The organism is Stutzerimonas azotifigens (genome assembly GCF_013522725.1).
GTDB lineage: Bacteria > Pseudomonadota > Gammaproteobacteria > Pseudomonadales > Pseudomonadaceae > Stutzerimonas > Stutzerimonas azotifigens_A.
In genome coordinates this window covers 1-14,994 of the sequence record NZ_JAAMRF010000006.1, presented here as the reverse complement: position 1 = coordinate 14,994, position 14,994 = coordinate 1, and the positions used below count along the sequence as shown (strand labels likewise).

General features: G+C 63.1%; 17 protein-coding genes. 5 read left to right on the top strand and 12 right to left on the bottom strand.

All coding sequences use genetic code 11. From position 1 onward, the window contains the following. Positions 1-107 precede the first annotated feature (107 nt). Positions 108-533 (bottom strand): hypothetical protein, encoded by a 426-nt coding sequence (locus tag G7026_RS12470; protein WP_181071243.1) that lies wholly within the window; start codon positions 531-533, stop codon positions 108-110. A gap of 223 nt (positions 534-756) precedes the next feature. Here G7026_RS12470 and G7026_RS12465 point away from each other — a divergent pair, with 223 nt between their 5' ends. Continuing rightward, on the top strand, positions 757-1,176 hold the full coding sequence (locus G7026_RS12465) for a transcriptional regulator (RefSeq protein WP_181071242.1): 420 nt from the start codon (positions 757-759) through the stop codon (positions 1,174-1,176). Positions 1,177-1,221: 45 nt separating this feature from the next. Here G7026_RS12465 and G7026_RS12460 read toward each other — a convergent pair whose 3' ends face one another. Continuing rightward, complete coding sequence (locus tag G7026_RS12460; protein ID WP_181071241.1) at positions 1,222-2,283, bottom strand: SDR family oxidoreductase; 1,062 nt, start codon at positions 2,281-2,283, stop codon at positions 1,222-1,224. Between the two features lie 143 nt (positions 2,284-2,426). Here G7026_RS12460 and G7026_RS12455 point away from each other — a divergent pair, with 143 nt between their 5' ends. Beyond that, positions 2,427-2,756 carry a winged helix-turn-helix transcriptional regulator gene (locus tag G7026_RS12455; RefSeq protein ID WP_375138204.1) on the top strand — a complete coding sequence of 110 codons (330 nt, stop codon included), beginning with the start codon at positions 2,427-2,429 and terminating at the stop codon, positions 2,754-2,756. 179 nt (positions 2,757-2,935) lie between these two features. On the opposite strand, the gene G7026_RS12450 is transcribed toward G7026_RS12455, so the two are convergent. The 3 genes from G7026_RS12450 to G7026_RS12440 form a co-directional block, all read right to left on the bottom strand. Further along, positions 2,936-4,858: a methyl-accepting chemotaxis protein gene (locus G7026_RS12450; protein ID WP_181071239.1), complete on the bottom strand. Its 1,923-nt coding sequence runs from the start codon at positions 4,856-4,858 to the stop codon at positions 2,936-2,938. Positions 4,859-4,982: 124 nt separating this feature from the next. Then, on the bottom strand, positions 4,983-6,284 hold the full coding sequence (locus G7026_RS12445; protein ID WP_181071238.1) for an SLC13 family permease: 1,302 nt from the start codon (positions 6,282-6,284) through the stop codon (positions 4,983-4,985). 31 nt (positions 6,285-6,315) lie between these two features. Further along, positions 6,316-7,149, bottom strand: a complete 834-nt coding sequence (locus G7026_RS12440; RefSeq protein WP_181071237.1) for an amidohydrolase family protein — start codon at positions 7,147-7,149, stop codon at positions 6,316-6,318. Positions 7,150-7,355: 206 nt separating this feature from the next. Here G7026_RS12440 and G7026_RS12435 point away from each other — a divergent pair, with 206 nt between their 5' ends. Beyond that, positions 7,356-8,102: a GntR family transcriptional regulator gene (locus G7026_RS12435; protein WP_181071236.1), complete on the top strand. Its 747-nt coding sequence runs from the start codon at positions 7,356-7,358 to the stop codon at positions 8,100-8,102. Between the two features lie 177 nt (positions 8,103-8,279). Continuing rightward, positions 8,280-8,894: a DJ-1/PfpI family protein gene (locus G7026_RS12430; RefSeq protein WP_181071235.1), complete on the top strand. Its 615-nt coding sequence runs from the start codon at positions 8,280-8,282 to the stop codon at positions 8,892-8,894. 66 nt (positions 8,895-8,960) lie between these two features. Here G7026_RS12430 and G7026_RS12425 read toward each other — a convergent pair whose 3' ends face one another. Beyond that, entirely contained in the window at positions 8,961-9,428 is a 468-nt protein-coding gene (locus G7026_RS12425) for an RNA methyltransferase (protein WP_181071234.1), read from the bottom strand. 188 nt (positions 9,429-9,616) lie between these two features. Here G7026_RS12425 and G7026_RS12420 point away from each other — a divergent pair, with 188 nt between their 5' ends. Next, positions 9,617-10,360, top strand: coding sequence for a class I SAM-dependent DNA methyltransferase (locus G7026_RS12420; protein WP_181071233.1), 744 nt, complete (start codon positions 9,617-9,619; stop codon positions 10,358-10,360). 43 nt (positions 10,361-10,403) lie between these two features. Here the strand turns inward: G7026_RS12420 and G7026_RS12415 are convergent, their stop codons facing one another. The 6 genes from G7026_RS12415 to G7026_RS12390 form a co-directional block, all read right to left on the bottom strand. Next, positions 10,404-11,099: a GNAT family N-acetyltransferase gene (locus G7026_RS12415; RefSeq protein WP_181071232.1), complete on the bottom strand. Its 696-nt coding sequence runs from the start codon at positions 11,097-11,099 to the stop codon at positions 10,404-10,406. Positions 11,100-11,258: 159 nt separating this feature from the next. After that, positions 11,259-11,681 carry a DUF2141 domain-containing protein gene (locus tag G7026_RS12410; protein WP_181071231.1) on the bottom strand — a complete coding sequence of 141 codons (423 nt, stop codon included), beginning with the start codon at positions 11,679-11,681 and terminating at the stop codon, positions 11,259-11,261. A gap of 184 nt (positions 11,682-11,865) precedes the next feature. Then, the gene (locus G7026_RS12405) at positions 11,866-12,069 is read right to left on the bottom strand and encodes a hypothetical protein (protein ID WP_181071230.1); all 204 of its coding nucleotides are present in this window, start codon (positions 12,067-12,069) and stop codon (positions 11,866-11,868) included. 156 nt (positions 12,070-12,225) lie between these two features. Beyond that, entirely contained in the window at positions 12,226-12,645 is a 420-nt protein-coding gene (locus tag G7026_RS12400; protein WP_138486845.1) for a BRO-N domain-containing protein, read from the bottom strand. A gap of 331 nt (positions 12,646-12,976) precedes the next feature. Beyond that, complete coding sequence (locus tag G7026_RS12395) at positions 12,977-13,612, bottom strand: hypothetical protein (protein WP_181071229.1); 636 nt, start codon at positions 13,610-13,612, stop codon at positions 12,977-12,979. A 182-nt stretch (positions 13,613-13,794) separates the two neighbouring features. Then, the gene (locus G7026_RS12390; RefSeq protein WP_181071228.1) at positions 13,795-14,541 is read right to left on the bottom strand and encodes a substrate-binding periplasmic protein; all 747 of its coding nucleotides are present in this window, start codon (positions 14,539-14,541) and stop codon (positions 13,795-13,797) included. Positions 14,542-14,994 lie beyond the last annotated feature (453 nt).

Below are 14,994 nucleotides of genomic sequence, written 5' to 3'. Positions count from 1 at the left end.
AAGCCCTGTGCAGGGATGCGCTTGTCCGGTACAGCGACACGAAGGCGCCGCCGATGCCGGCTTCGCAAGCGGGTGCTTGGACAGATCCGGCTAGCCCGATCGTGTGCTCAGCACCCTCTGATCAGCCTCGCCGAGCAGGCGCATTTTCCCCCGGGCAGGCCGGGCGCCGCGTCAGCGCAGGACAGGCAACCGTTCCTCCCCGACGCCGAGCGCCGGGGATAGGGCACGGGCTGATTGCTGCTGAAGTGCGGAAGCATCCAATGGCTGATCCAGTGCATGAGGCGCTCGGCCTTGGGCGACCCGCTCTGAAAGGCCAGATGATGGGCGTTGCGTACGTCGATCCAGATCGTCGGCCGTGGCTGGTTGCCGAAGACGATGCCCTCGATACTGCAATGGTCATGCAGCGCCCCGAGATCATCCGGATAGCCGAGCGCCTGCGCCACGGCCGGACCCTCGATCAGCACCACGCCATCCGGGCGATGCAGCACGGGAATGAGGTGACCGTCGAACGTCAGGTGGCGAAGGGCAGACATGGCTTTATCTCTCCGTGGTTCGGCATTTCTGGCTCGCCTGCGAATGGCCCACCAGCGCTCCATCGACCCAGTAGCGTCTCTCGACATAACGGCGGGCCGGTCTTCCTGACCGTCACCACCTTCACCGAGGCGCCGTCATCATCATTGATGAAATCATGAATTTCATTTTTAATGCAACACAATGTTCAATCAAGCATGGAAGCGGAATTTAACGTCCGCGTCCATGAACGAAAAAACCGAATTTGCCCAGCGCCTGCGCAGCGCCATGCTCGCCGCCGGCTACCCCGATCGTCCTGCCGTCCTGGAACGGGAGTTCAACTCCCGCTATTGGGGGAGGTCGGTCACCTTCCAGGCCGTTTCACGCTGGCTGGGGGGCAAGTCGATTCCCTCCCAGGACAAGCTGCAAGTGATCGCCCAATGGCTGAAGGTGGAACCCCAGGCGCTGCGTTACGGCGAACAGGCCGTATCGGCGATACGCGAGCAGCGGGGGAGGTGGGAGGATCCGGCGTTCTATCCGGAACGCGAAGCCGTCGAAGCCTTCCTGGCGCTGCCTGCCGAACAGCGCAAGGTCGTCCGGGACGTGATCAAGGCGTTCGCTAAGGCGGGCCAGGTACACGGTTCGGCCGGCAAGAACGACGGTTGACTCAAGGGGCGCAAGGGCTGGATATCCAGCCCTTGCGCTGTCTCGTCAGGGGATGAGTCTGCCCTCGCGCAGCTTCGAGAAGACCTGGAAGAAGGCCTCGTCGCTCGCTTGGTAATCAAGAAAGCCGAGCTTCCGGCTTTTCGACATGTCGGTCACGACCTCGATCGGTCGGCCCAGGTCGGCATCGGTATGCCACGGCGAAATGAGCTTGCCGATGTCTGCTTCAGCCAGGTCGAACCGCTTCGCCATCTCCGCCCACACCGGCGCATCGCCTGCCATCTGCTGCTCCAGCGGAGCGGGATGGCCCTCGAACGGCGCCGCATCGATGCCGAACCACTCGGCGAGGCGCGTCCACATCCATTTCCAGCGAAACACATCGCCATTGACGACGTTGAAGGCCTGATTGGCCGCGGCGGGCGTGGTAGCGGCCCAGCGCAGATGCTTGGCAAGCTGACCCGCATCGGTCATATCGGTCAGGCTGTTCCACTGGACGTCCGACCCCGGAAAGGCGAATGGCCGGCCGGTGAAGCGGCATATCGAGGCATAGACGGCCAGCGTGGTCGCCATGTTCATCGCGTTGCCGACAGCGATCCCGGTAACGGTGTGGGGCCGGTGGACGCTCCAGGTAAAGCCGTCTCGTTGTGCGGCGGCGAAGAGTTCGTCTTCCTGGGCGTAGTAGAAGTTTTCGACGTCCAGCCGTCCCTGTTCTTCACGAAACGGTGTCTGCGGCAGCGAGCCCTTGCCGTAGGCTTCGAACGGCCCGAGGTAGTGTTTCAGGCCCGTCACCAGCGCCACGTGGCGAACCGAGCCAGAGGGGCGGACGGCTTCGAGCACGTTGCGCACCATCTGCGCGTTGACGCGAATGTTTTCCGCCTCGCTGTCCTGCCGTGCCCAGGTCGTCAGGAAAACATGGGTGGGCTCGACAGCGCTCAGCTTCGACCGCAGCGCCGAGGGATCCAGCAGGTCTGCGCTGATCGGCGTGACGCCCGCTTCGGCGTTCGGGCGCCGCGCCAGCCCGGCAACCGCCCAGCCTTCTTGCGCCAGTAGGCGAGACACGGCTGTACCGACGATGCCGCTCGACCCGACGACCAATGCTTGATTTGTCATGTTCAGAACCCCACTAAAGCGAAACAGACGCGTACCTTACCCACCCGAAAATACCGATCCAAGTCGGCACCAAATGGTAACCATCCCCCATGCAACCGGGCTCTGACGAAGAACAATGGCGTGAGGACTGCGCGCCGAGGCGAGTGCTCGAGATCTTCTCGACCAAATGGACCAGCATGGTCCTTCACGCGCTTCATGCGCGGCACGACGGCAGGGCCCGCAGCGGCGTGCTGCATCGAAGCCTGCCGGGCATTTCCAAGAAGATGCTGATCCAGACGCTCAGAGAACTGGAGGAGAGCGGGCTGATCGAACGGCACACGCTCGATTCGGTACCGCCGGCGGTGAGCTACGCACTTACGCCGCTTGGCAAACTGATGGTTCAGCCCATCGAGCTGATCTACGACTGGGCAAGGAACAACTCGGCCGCGCTGGACCAGCTGCAACCGCGTCCCACGTCGCGTCGGCGCCAATAGATGGCTCAGCCTCGCGCGAAGCCGGAGCCGGTGGAGGCGTTGGCGCGCAACAGGTCGCCTCAGCCTTGGGAGCGGCCTTGATCGATCGGCACGGTGCGGTGCCGTTCGCGGTCAAGACTAGGCGTCCCCGACCGCATCTACGAGCCGGTTGGTCGGCAATGCGGCCAGGGACTGGATGGCTACACGCGGAAACGGCTCACCATGCCTTGCAACTCGTTGCCAAGGCGCGCCAGTTCGATACTCGACGCGGCGGTCTCGTCGCTGGCCGTGGCGGTCTGCTCGGAGATGTCGCGCACGTTGACCACGCTGCGGCTGATCTCCTCGGCGACGGCGCCCTGTTCCTCGGCAGCGGCGGCGATCTGCTGGTTCATCGCCTGGATGTTCGAGACCTTCGCGGTGATGTCGTTGAGCGCCAGGCTGGCCCTGCGCGTGAGCTCGACGCTGCTTTCGGTCAGGTTGTGGCTGCTCTGCATCGCGGCGGAGACCTGCTGGGTTTCCTGCTGCAAGCCGGCGACCAGTTGCTCGATCTCCTCGGTGGATTTCTGCGTCCGCTGCGCCAGGCTGCGTACTTCGTCGGCCACGACCGCGAAGCCACGTCCCGCTTCACCGGCACGCGCGGCCTCGATCGCCGCATTGAGCGCCAGCAGGTTGGTCTGTTGGGCCACCGCCTTGATCACGTCCATCACGCTGCCGATTCGGTTGCTTTCGGACTCCAGGCGTCCCATGGCCTCGGCAGAGCGGAGCATTTCCTGCGACAGCCGTTCGATCTGGGTCATCGCCTCGGACACCACCGCATCACCCGCGCGCGCTTCGCGGTCCGCTGCACTGGCTGCCTGCGAAGCCTCTTCGGCGTTGCGGGCCACTTCATGCACCGTGGCCGACATCTCATGCATCGCCGTTGCGACCTGATCGGTCTCGATCTTCTGCCCGTTCATGCCGGCGCTCGTCTGCTCGGTGACGGCCGACAGCTGTTCCGCGGCGCTGGCCATCTGGGTAACGCTGTCGCGGATGCCGCCGATGAGCTGACGCAAGGTGCCCGCCATGCCCACCACACCCCGCTGCAGCGCACCGATTTCATCCTTGCGCTCGATCTGGCGTTGGTCGGTCAGGTCACCCGCTGCGATGTTCCTGACCACCGCGAGTGTCTCCGCCAACGGACGGGTGATCTGCCCCGTGATCAGCCAGGCAGCCAGCAATCCGATGAGCAGGGCCAGTGCGGTAACCGTGGCCTGGGCTGCGCGGGACTGGGCAGTTTCCCGGGCGCGACTTGCACTCTGCGCATCGGTAAGGCTATCGGCGAGACGCTTGATCTCGTTCGTCTGGCTCGCCATGTCCTGGCGTGCCGCTGCGATCGCTTCGGTCTGGGCGACGACGGCTTCGAGCGCCGCCAGATAGCCGTCGAGCGCCTGCTCGGTGACCGCCACCTGGGCGGAGAAGCCACTGCCCAGCAAGGTCTGCAGGCGCGCGGCGGATTGCCGGGTCAGTTCGATCTGTTGTGCGACCTTGGCCGCGACCTCGGGCGTAGGGTTCGTGTTGTAGCCGCGCATCTCGTAGCGCACCAGCTGCCAGTTCATGCGCAGGTCGGAAATCGCCTTCAGGCCCGCATAGCGGTTATCGGCGTCGACCGGCATCTGCTCCACCGCCTTGTTCATGGCGGCGATCGGTTCGCTGGCGAGGGTTGCGTGCTTGCCCATGTCTGCCCGCGCCGCGTTGCCGGCGGCATAGGCGTCACGCATCTTCTTCAGCGAGGCGCGGTAGAGCTGGGTCTGCTCGCCCTGCTTGCGCAGAAGCGCCACGTTCTCGGGGTCGGAGAAGTTCGGCGAGATCTCCTGATGCTGCTGCTCGAATCGGCTCAGCGCCTCGCTGACGGCCTCGGCCGACTTCGCATCGCCGTTGTCGAGCATGAACTGCATGCGCGCAACCCTCAGCTCGGCCAGCGATTCGTTGAGCGAGGCGATCTCCTCCATCAGAGCGCTGCGGTGAGTCACGCTGCCCAGGCTGAGCCAGCCGGAGGCGGCCAGGACGACCGTAAGCAAAAGCACGGAGCCAAAGCCGATCGCCAGCTTCTTGGTCATGCTGATATCGGCAAACCAGTTCTTCATTGAATGCTTTCTCCTTGCAAAAGATGGGGCGCGGTGCCGAATCGCCATTGGGCTATCGGCTACGCTCCTAAGCGCGCCACGTCCGTGAACGCCATGGCCCGATCGCGCGGGCCATGGCGATGGCTCAGTAGAGGACGGTCAGCAGCACGTTGAATATCAAGGCCGCGACGAAGCCCAGGGGGGCGGCGCGGAACAGCAACTGCGGGAACAGCGAGGTGCGGCTCTGCTCCGTGGTACAGGAGCCTAGGATCAAGCTGCCGCCGGATGAGAACGGCGAGATCGAGGTGGCCTGCGACCCCACCACGATGGCCACGAACAGGACGAGCGGGTCGAGCCCCAGCGCCGAGGCGATCGGTGGCACCATCGGGAACAGCGCAGGCGTGACCACCCCCAGCGTGCTGGAGAACAGCGACATGAAGGCCGCCACCACGCCGAAGACCAGCGGCACCAGGATTGGCGGAATGCTGCTGCCCATCCAGGAGGCCAGGACGTCGATCGTGCCCGCCTTGATGGCCACGGAAATGAGCATGCCGACGCCACAGATCATGATCAGCGTGGCCCAGGGTACCGAGGCCATCGCCTTGCGCTCGTCACCCAGTTTCAGCAACAGCGCGATGACCGAGAACAGGCTGGCGATCAGGCCGATGTCCATCTTCGAGTTGATGAAGCTGACTGTGGAGTTGGCCGGCAACAGCAGGTGAGCGATAGGCGCCGCCAGCACGATGACCATCATCGCCAGCGTCAGCCACAGGGTTATCTTCTGCTCGCGGTTCAGCGGCGTAGGGGCGGTCGCAATGTAGGCCGAAGCCTTCATCGCCCTGCCATGCCCGGTCATGAACACCAGCACGCTAATCACCAGCACCGGAATCACGAAGGTGCTGACAAAGATGCCCAGGGCGTTGATGAAGGCCTCGTTCTCCGGGATGCCGGCATTGACCATCAAGCCACGGAAGATGATCCCGCTCTGGCTCGACACGAAGTTGGCGCCGCTCAGCGCGCCGTAGTTCACCGCCATGCCGCCGGCGATCAGGCTCATGCCGGTGCGTTCGCACAGCAACAGCGTGATCGGCGCCATGAACGCCAGCACCGTGTAGTAACCCGCCCCCATAGCGGAGATGACCGTCGCGGTGAAGAAGACCGCGAAGGGCAGCAGTTGCGGCACCGAGCGGCAGTGATAGATCAGGTGTTCGGCCAGTTTCTCCAGGGTGCCGTTGACCGTGGCGAAGCTGTAGAACAGGCAGACGGAAAAGATCACGAAGAAGATCTTCAGCGGCCACATGCCGATGATTTCGGAGGGGCTGAGGCCCATGCCGAAGGCACCGATAAGGTAGGCGAAGGCGATGGCGAACAGACCGATGTTGATCTTGGTCTTGTAGCCAAGGGCGACGGCTACGACGATAGCCGCGACGACGAGCAGGCTCATCATGTGTAAGTGTCCTGTTTGTTGTTATGAACGTTTAGCGGGAAACGTCGAAGCCGAACAGCTTCGCCGGGTTGTGGATCAGTACCTGGGCTCGTTCCCCCGCATCCGGCAGCAGCGCCTCGATGAACGCCAGCTGCTCCTCGTAGCGGGTCTGCTGTTCGAACTGGGTGTTGGGCCAGTCGCTGCCCCAGAGGAAGCGCTCGATACCGCCGGCGGCCTGCCGCGCCTGTGCCAGCGCAGCGGCCGCCTGGGTCAGATCGGATTGGCTGCGATAGGCGGCGGAAAGCTTGAGCCATACGCGCTCGTTGCCCAGCAGTTCGAGAAATGCGCGGTGGTTGGGCTTGCCCGTATCGATGCCGCCGGTCGGCAGACCGAAATGATCGATCACCACGCTCACGCCGCACGCCAGAAGGGGCGGCACGACCAGCGCGACGTCGTCGATGCCGCGTTGAATCTCGACCTGCCAGCCGCGCGCGCCCAGTCGCTCGAACAGGGCCGTCCATGCGGGGCCGGCGTAGTCGGTCAGCGTTCGGCCGATGAGATTCAGGCGGATACCCACCACGCCGGCCTCGGCCAGCTCGTCCAGTTGCGCCTCGCCGATGTCGGCGTCGACGACCGCGACGGCACGCAGCCGCTGCGGATAGCGGCGTAGCGCTTCGACCATGAAGTGGTTATCTATCCCCAGGAAGCTCGGCTGAATCAGCACGCCGTGGGAAAGGCCGTTGCGCTCGAGATGTTCGAGGTACTGTTCCACCAGCGCATCGTAATGAGGGCTGTAGCGACGGTTGGCGACCATCGGCAAATCCTGGCGGAAGATGTGGGCGTGCGTGTCTACGCCAGTGATGGCGGGCGGGTGAAGGCCGGTCATGAACAGATTAACCCTGTCGATTGTTGTAGTGGGACGACCTGCCGCAGTCGCCGCGGCAGGTCACGGGGACGCAAGCCGGGCTCGCTACCGCGTTGACTGTTTCATCTAGTCATATATATGAATAGATGACCATATAATCAGCTGCGGCTATCTGTCAATCGGCACTCCAGTGGTAAAGTGGGACCGCTTGCGCATTGGACGGATAAATGAAGACGAACGCCCCGATAACACTCGGTTACGACGAGCGCCTGCCGCTCTACCAACGCCTGCGGGAAGAGATGCTGGCCAAGATCGCCGCGGGCGAATGGACGCCCGGCGCTCCCATCCCCACCGAAGCGGAGCTGACCCGGCTGTACGGCGTGGCCATCGGGACCGTGCGCAAGGCCGTGGATACGCTGGTCAACGAAGGGCTGCTGATACGCAGCCAGGGCCGTGGCACCTTCGTCCGTAGGCCCAACTTCGATTCCTCGCTGGCGCGCTTCTTTCGCCAGGTGAATGCCACGGGTGGACGCGAGATACCCACCAGCCGGATCCTTGCCAAGGCGTTGCAGTCGCCCTCCAGAACAGTGGCGGCGGCGCTCGAGCTGGAGCACGGCGAGCAGGTCATCCACATGGAGCGCCTGCGGATGGTCGAAGGGCGCACGCTGTTCCATGAGGACATCTGGCTACCCGCCTCACGCTTCGGCGCGCTACTGGAGATCGACTCCGAACGCTTCGGCGAACTGCTTTACCCGTTCTACGAAACCCAGTGCGGCCAGTGCATCGCCTCGGCCAAGGAAACCCTCACCGTTGGGGCTGCCGACAGCGCCATGGCGAAAGTCCTGTCGGTCGAAGAGGGCGCACCGATGGTGATGATCGAGCGTATGGCCCTGGGCTATGACCGATCCCCGCTGGAATACCGCATATCCCGCGCTGCGGCCGAGGGGTTTCGCTACCAGATCGATATTTCCTGAGCCGCTCGGGTTGCGTTCCGGCGCCGCCGATACGGATGGACATCTGGAAGTTCGCTGACCGCTCGACGGGCGCCTGACAAGGTAGGGCCTGTATGGCACTTATTGCTGGCCACTGTGCCTGTTCCGCGCGTGGACGGGGGCGGAGCATGACGGTTTCTCCAGCCAGCCGAGCCCGCCATGCACATCGCCATCCTCACCTTCGACGGCTTCAACGAACTGGATTCGCTGATTGCCTTCGGCGTTCTCAACCGCATCAAGCGATCCGACTGGCGCGTGTCCCTGGCCTCGCCCAGCGAGACCGTCACGTCCATGAACGGTGTGACGCTGCACCGCCAACTGCCGCTGGAAGACATCGAAGCCTGCGAGGTCGTGCTCGTGGGCAGCGGCAGCAAGACCCGCGAGATCGCCGAGGACGCCTCGATCATGCGGGTGCTCACCCCGCTTGACCCCGCGCGGCAGCTGATCGGAGCCCAGTGCTCGGGCACGCTATTGCTGGCCAAGCTGGGACTGCTCGAAGGCATCCCGGCCTGCACCGACCTGCTCACCAAGCCCTGGGTGGTAGAGGCGGGCGTCGACGTGCTGGAGCAGCCGTTCTTCGCCAAAGGCAACCTGGCGACCTCAGGCGGATGCCTGGCCTCGAGCTATCTGGCGACCTGGGTGCTGGTGCGATTGCTGGGTCGCGAGGCGGCTGCCGGCGCGCTGCACTATGTGGCGCCGGTCGGGGAAAAGGAGGAATTCGTCGAGCGGGCGTTGGGGCACGTGGAGTCTTTTATCGCTGCTGAGCGTACCTAATCTGTTCGTCTCGGCTGGTTACTAGCTGGGACGTCTTTCGTCGGGCCGGGTGGCAAGCTTGTTTGCTCAAAACTGCGGCCCCGAACGAGTGTTATTGCCCTTGGCCAAACGGTCATAAAGCACCACGTTGACCGTGGCCGCGAGGTTCATGCAGCCGTTGGTGGGGATGTAGACGACGTCTTCGCACCAGTCGCGGATCTCTTTGCTGAGCGAGCCGTCCTCGGCGCCAAAGATGTAAAGGGCGCGATCAGGATGGGTGTATTCCGGCAGGGCGCGCGCGCCTTCGACCAGCTCCACCGCAACCGGCACGCAGCCGAGCGGCAGGATCTTGCGCAGGTCGTCGATGTTGATCAGCGGGATGTCCTGGTGGACTTTCTTGGTGTCGGTGACGAAGTCCTTGGCGCGATCGTAGCGGGTGCCGGTGTAGAACACGGAGCTGGCGCCATAGCAGCCAGCGGCGCGCATGATCGATCCCACATTGGACGGCGATTTGGGATTGCTCAGGCCAATGCAGGCGTATCGTTTGTTGCTCACAGGGAAGGGCTCGCGGCGAAACCGACAGTATACGGCCAGTGGTGCCTTCCCGGCCTGCTGGCGTAAGTCAGTCATGGCTCCGTTGCCTCCACAGGGCCAGCCCACTTGCCGCAAGGCCAATACTTTCTGCTGTCGGAGCGAGCTATGATGCGCGCCCGCCAACGCTGCACCCAAAACATCAGGTCACCATGCCCGGCAACGCCCTCTATACCGACCTGTCGGATTACTACGATCTGATGTGCGCCGATATCGACTATCGCGCCCAGAGCCGCTGTGTCCAGCGCCTGCAGCAGCTGTTTGGCAATGCCGGAGTCAGGCACCTTGATCTGGCCTGTGGAACCGGGCCGCATGTGCGGCATTTCATCGACGCCGGCTATGAAAGCAGTGGGCTCGACATCAATCAGCCCATGCTGGACAAGGCGGCCATCCGCTGCCCGGAAGCGCAGTTTTCCGTGCAGGACATGTGCGGCTTCGCGGTCGATCAGCCGCTCGACCTGATCACCTGCTTCCTCTATTCGATCCACTACAGCGCCCGAATCGAGCGGCTGAAGGCCTGCATCGCCAGTGTGCACCGCGCCCTGGCCCCGGGCGGGCTCTTCTGCTTCAACGCCGTCGACAAGAACCGGATCGACAACGATTCGTTCGTCTCGCACACCGCCAAACACCCGGACGGCCTGTTCAGCTTCAGCTCCGCCTGGAGCTACGGCGGCCATGGTGAGCGGCAGTCACTAAAGCTTCGCATCGAGAAAACGTCGGCAGGCGAAGGCCAGGTCTGGCACGACGAACACCCTATGGTAGCCGTCAGTTTCACCGAGCTGAGGGCGCTGCTCGAGCCGCATTTCGAGGTGCAGGTGCTCGAGCACGATTACGAGAAGATCCTGCCCTGGAACCAGGCGTCCGGGAACGCGATTTTTGCCTGCGTGAAGCGTTGATCTGGGGCGAGGGGGAAACCTTCGTGCCGATTCCATCGAACGCTCAATGCAAGTGCTTGCCCGCGGAGTAGGTCTGGATGAGGTGATCGGCCTGACGGGCCAACTGGTCGAGCAGGCGATCGCGCTGTTTTTCCGCCTCGCTCATGGCCTTGCGGCCGTGCTGCTGCACCAGGTAGCTGTGGATCTGCCGAACTTCCTTGGACTGGAAGATGGGCTCCAGGTCCTGCACCGCCACCACGCCGTCGGAGGCCTGGCTGCGGGTATTCATCACCACCTGCGGGCCTCGCGCGGCCAGGGGCAGAAAGCCCAGCGCTTCGAAGTACGGCACTTTACCCGCCACGCACGCCACCTCCGCATGGGGGGAACGCGCGATCATCGCCTCGACCATGGCCCGGCCGATGCCCTGGCGCCGATGGCTGGCCTGCACCGCCAGATAGACCAGCGCGCAGGCTTCGGGGTCATCCACATAGGGAAGATACAGCGCGAAACCGAGCAGGCGCGCCGGGTCGTAGGCATCCAGCGCCATGATCAGCTCCGGCTTGCCCGCCTGCGCGCCATCCATGCTGTCCAGATAACGATGCACCTCGAGACCCACCACGTACTGATACAGCTGATACAGCGGGTTGCTCGGCGTGAGCGATACCGGGCTGATGTCGCCTAGGTAGTCCACCACCCTCTGCAACACCTGGCTTTTCATCGACTCCGGCGGCGGGGTGTTCAGGTGGGCGAGGGTGAACATGGGCGGGGCTCCGGGAACGGTGCGGCAAAGCGGGCATTGTACGGGGGAAGGGTATCGGGCGAGGAAGAGGAGATGGGCTCGGTAGGCTGATCTTCCTCAAAGGCGCCGACGCCTGGGGTAAAGGGCGCTTTGTTTGGAAGAGAGTGACAGGCAGAGCGTTCAGTAACGCATCTCCAAAGTGATCTCGGCGGCCTGGTCGGCCTTCACCTCGAAGGCGCTGTCTTCGAAGGAGGGCGGGCCCATGACCTTGGGATTGTTCGACAGCCCATAACCTTCCGTGGGGATCATGCCGAAGCGCCGATCCAGCTCGCCGTTGTCGTTCTCGTCATGGTAGGCCAGCACCGCATAGCGCCCGGGCGGCACGTCGCTGAACACCAGCGACACCGCTCCCTTCTCGGCCTTGGCCTTCTGCGCGGCGAAGGCCTGATTCTCCTTGCGGAAGGTTTTCGGGTCGGCATACACCGCCACGGCCACCTGGCCGTTGTCATGCTGAAGTCCGCTGAGCGTGACCTTAAGCTCCTGCGCGTAAACCGTGGGTGCTGCGAGGGCAAGGGCGAGCCCCAGGGTGGGAAGTGCTTTCATATCGTGCTCTCGAATTCGGGATAGCGAGTCGCCGGGCGGATAGTCCGCAATGCCGGCGTGCGGAGGTCGATGGCTGACATCTTCAGGGAGCGAGCGAAGCGTTGTCCACGGGGGGGCGGGGGAGGCGAGGAAAAGCGCGATGCGTCCCAGGCGCGGTTCCCACGGTAGCGTGGGAACGATGTGTTCAGCCTTCAGTGAGCTTGAGTAGGCCAACGGCCAGAGACATCCAGGCCATGCCGACAAATGCCAGCATGGTGCACAGCGTCATAAGGCGTCGCAGTGAGGTGGGGAAGTTGCTGACATCATCGGCATCGAGTACGCCTTTGCGGACGTGGAACTTCGAGAAGAGCAAGGCCCCGCTAAGCGTGCTGACAAGATAGCCGTTCATGGCGGCGACCGATCAGCGCCTGTTCACGGCTCGGTGAAGGGGCGCGCGACGTGTTCAGGGCGGTCCCAAGCAGGAGCCTGCGAAAAGCCCATCTCTATCAAACGCGCCAGGTTCCGGTTTGCCCTGTTGCGCCGCCCGCAAGGGCGGCCAAAGGCGTCATCTCACCGTCCGGCCTATGTCGAAGGCCTCGACGACATCCCGCATTCGTATCCACCAGTCGTCCTGCCAGTCCAGGATTTGCAGTTGGCGGCCGAAGAGGTGCACGCAGCTCGATTTCGGATTGCAGAGCTGGGGCAAAAGGCGGTGGGTGAGCCAGGCGCTAAAGCGCGGCGCGTAGGCCGAGCGGCTGGCGAAGGCCAGGCGATAGACGTTTTCCAGATCCAGCCGAGGTTCGGGGTGGTCGCCTTCGCCGAAGCTCAGGCCTTCGACCCGGCAGTACTGGTGGATCGCAAGCGCGCCGTCGGAATAATCCAGCAGACGGGCGATTTCGTTGCCGTCGAACCAGAGCCGGCCGTCATGTTCATGGTGAACGGAAAGACGCATTCCCTCGAAGCGAGGGTGATGGGGAGTTGGCATGTCCTTTACCTCTGTGTGAAATCAGCTTTCTTAGGGCTGGGTGCCGGGAGCTAAGAAACCCCACACAGAGGGCCGGACATATTCCCCTTTCGGGTCTTGTATTAGCCCACTCCCGACGTCGCAGAGGTGTTTTTCTTGCGCGCACGGGCGGGCCGTAGGCGCAAAAAAGCCGCAATGTCGGAAGCGGGCTAGCCGCTGTGTGAGGCGTTTCTTAGGCGCCGAACGCGGAGGGTAGGAGGTAACGGGGAAGGGGTCAAGGCGGTGCGGCAAAGGGGTAGCCGTGCGCAGGCGACAGCGGCGAAGCCTTTGCAGGCCTCGCTACCTCGTTGCTTCAGTCGACCGAAAGCGGTGCTGCCTCGAAGGTCGGCACTATGACGGCGCTGCGGGTCGGGTAAACCCTGGTCATCACCGCCCATTGCAGCGGCGGCGCCGTGTCTAGCATGAGCGTTCCGATCGCGAGCTGGACTTGGTCCGGGTCGTTGCCGGCGTACTCGACCGCCTCGTTGATGGCCTGCCGCCAGGGCTGTTCGTCGAAGCCTGCCCCCAGCAGGATGGCGCTTCCCGTCGAGGCAGACTGGTCGCCCGCCAGGAGTCGCGACATGTACCAGAAGTCATCCGAAGCGCTGAGGAACAGCTTGCCCTGGTTGTAGTTGGCGAACGGGACTTTCAGTTCGATGTAGTGGTAGTAGTCATGCGCGTCGGCATCGCGTGCCCACAGGTCGCACTGCTTCGTCTCCCGGTCCATCTGGCCGCGCCGCTGATCGAGCCAGACCTTGTACTCGACCCCGACGTCAACCCCGGCCCGCAGTCCGTGGCGTTCGATAAGCCAGAGATACAGTTCGATCTTCAGCCAACCCTCGAATCCGTTGCGCAGTTGGGAGAGCTCAGGCAGTACCTGCGCTCGGCGCGTCTGCAGGTCGGCCAGGAACATCTGAAACGTACGGGCGACATGGCTGATGCCGGGCATGGAAATTCCTTTTCTCGAGTGGTGCCAATGAAGAGTGCCGCTGGCGGCGGTGATGCGGACTAGGGGCGTTACCTGTTCTTGAGAGTTAACGGCAGGCCCTGTCCACTGCAACTGCCGCCACCTGGACGCTGGAGCGCCCAGGTGGCGTTGATGAGCGGAACGTGGGAACGATCAAACCTTGATCAGTCGTTCAGGTAGCGGGCCGTCACCTGATCGATGAAGCCCTCCTTGCGCATCTGATCCAGCGTGCTTTGCAGCTTCTGCACGACTTCATCCGGCGTTTCCTTGTTCATCGCCAGATAGAGTTGCGTGCTACTTATGGAAAAGGCCACTTCCAGTCTGCCGACACCAGCCTTGCTGGACTCGTATTGGCCAGCCGGATTGGTGGTCGCCCACAGGTCAAACTCACCTGCCTGCAGTTTGGTGGGAGCGCCGCTCAAGACGTTCTTCACGTCGAAGTTTCGCTTCGCCAGATACTGGCTTACGCTGGTGCCATCGACCGAACCAATGCTGTACTTGCGGGCGTCGTCGAGACTGTGCAGCACGATCGGGTTGCCGGGCTTCTTCAGTAGCACCAACTGTATCTCACTCAATGGCCCGACCCACTTGTAGCGCGACTCGCGTTGTGCCGTGCGGCTGAGCGAATACACGGCAAAGCCGGACTGCTGTTCGGCCATTTCCTGCAAGCGACTCCAAGGGAACCGCAGCGTCATCTGGTACGGCACCTCGGCGCGCTTGAACATCTCGACCACTACTTCCTTGTCGATCCCCTCAATGCCGTCTTCGCGCTCGAAGTTCTTGTCATTGGCTGACATGCTGAAGGGCGGATAATTCTGTGTCAGGACCTGAACGACATCGGCCGCCTGGGCTGTGACGGCGATCAACGGCAGCAGCGAGAGCATTGCATGGGTGATGATCTTGTTGAGCATGGACTATTCCCTGTGGTCTTCATTTTCGTTGCGCGAACGCCATGGGTTCGCCTTTCAAGGTGGAAACGTGAGGTTGATGCTGACCGAATGGATTCCGCGCCACCTTATTCACGCCGTGTCTGGCTCGTTGAAGCGATCATGGAGGCCGCGCAGCAGGGGCCGCAGCAGAACCTGCTTGTCGTCCGAGGTGTGGTTCCAGTTGGGCGCGCATTGTCCAGCAAACGCGACTGGACAGCAGCTGCGCCGTGCAAGGCGAAACCTGTCGGTGGAGCCGATGAAGGCGTGGCGGGGGACGCTAGCCGGCGAGCTGGCAGCCGGAAAAATAAATCTGAACTGACCCTGATTTTACGGACACCTCGAATGTGACTATACCGTCAGAGAGGAAGGTGTCCCCATGACAGACAAACGTACTTACCAGTGCTACAGCCCCGAGTTTAAGCGAGAGGCCGTCCG

Coding starts and splice junctions, on each gene's coding strand:
- G7026_RS12390 (WP_181071228.1), bottom strand. CDS start 14,541: ATGCTCAACAAGATCATCACCCATGCAATGCTCTCGCTGCTGCCGTTG.
- G7026_RS12405 (WP_181071230.1), bottom strand. CDS start 12,069: ATGAACGGCTATCTTGTCAGCACGCTTAGCGGGGCCTTGCTCTTCTCG.
- G7026_RS12395 (WP_181071229.1), bottom strand. CDS start 13,612: ATGCCCGGCATCAGCCATGTCGCCCGTACGTTTCAGATGTTCCTGGCC.
- G7026_RS12465 (WP_181071242.1), top strand. CDS start 757: ATGAACGAAAAAACCGAATTTGCCCAGCGCCTGCGCAGCGCCATGCTC.
- G7026_RS12400 (WP_138486845.1), bottom strand. CDS start 12,645: ATGCCAACTCCCCATCACCCTCGCTTCGAGGGAATGCGTCTTTCCGTT.
- G7026_RS12410 (WP_181071231.1), bottom strand. CDS start 11,681: ATGAAAGCACTTCCCACCCTGGGGCTCGCCCTTGCCCTCGCAGCACCC.
- G7026_RS12460 (WP_181071241.1), bottom strand. CDS start 2,283: ATGACAAATCAAGCATTGGTCGTCGGGTCGAGCGGCATCGTCGGTACA.
- G7026_RS12420 (WP_181071233.1), top strand. CDS start 9,617: ATGCCCGGCAACGCCCTCTATACCGACCTGTCGGATTACTACGATCTG.
- G7026_RS12430 (WP_181071235.1), top strand. CDS start 8,280: ATGCACATCGCCATCCTCACCTTCGACGGCTTCAACGAACTGGATTCG.
- G7026_RS12450 (WP_181071239.1), bottom strand. CDS start 4,858: ATGAAGAACTGGTTTGCCGATATCAGCATGACCAAGAAGCTGGCGATC.
- G7026_RS12445 (WP_181071238.1), bottom strand. CDS start 6,284: ATGATGAGCCTGCTCGTCGTCGCGGCTATCGTCGTAGCCGTCGCCCTT.
- G7026_RS12435 (WP_181071236.1), top strand. CDS start 7,356: ATGAAGACGAACGCCCCGATAACACTCGGTTACGACGAGCGCCTGCCG.
- G7026_RS12440 (WP_181071237.1), bottom strand. CDS start 7,149: ATGACCGGCCTTCACCCGCCCGCCATCACTGGCGTAGACACGCACGCC.
- G7026_RS12415 (WP_181071232.1), bottom strand. CDS start 11,099: ATGTTCACCCTCGCCCACCTGAACACCCCGCCGCCGGAGTCGATGAAA.
- G7026_RS12470 (WP_181071243.1), bottom strand. CDS start 533: ATGTCTGCCCTTCGCCACCTGACGTTCGACGGTCACCTCATTCCCGTG.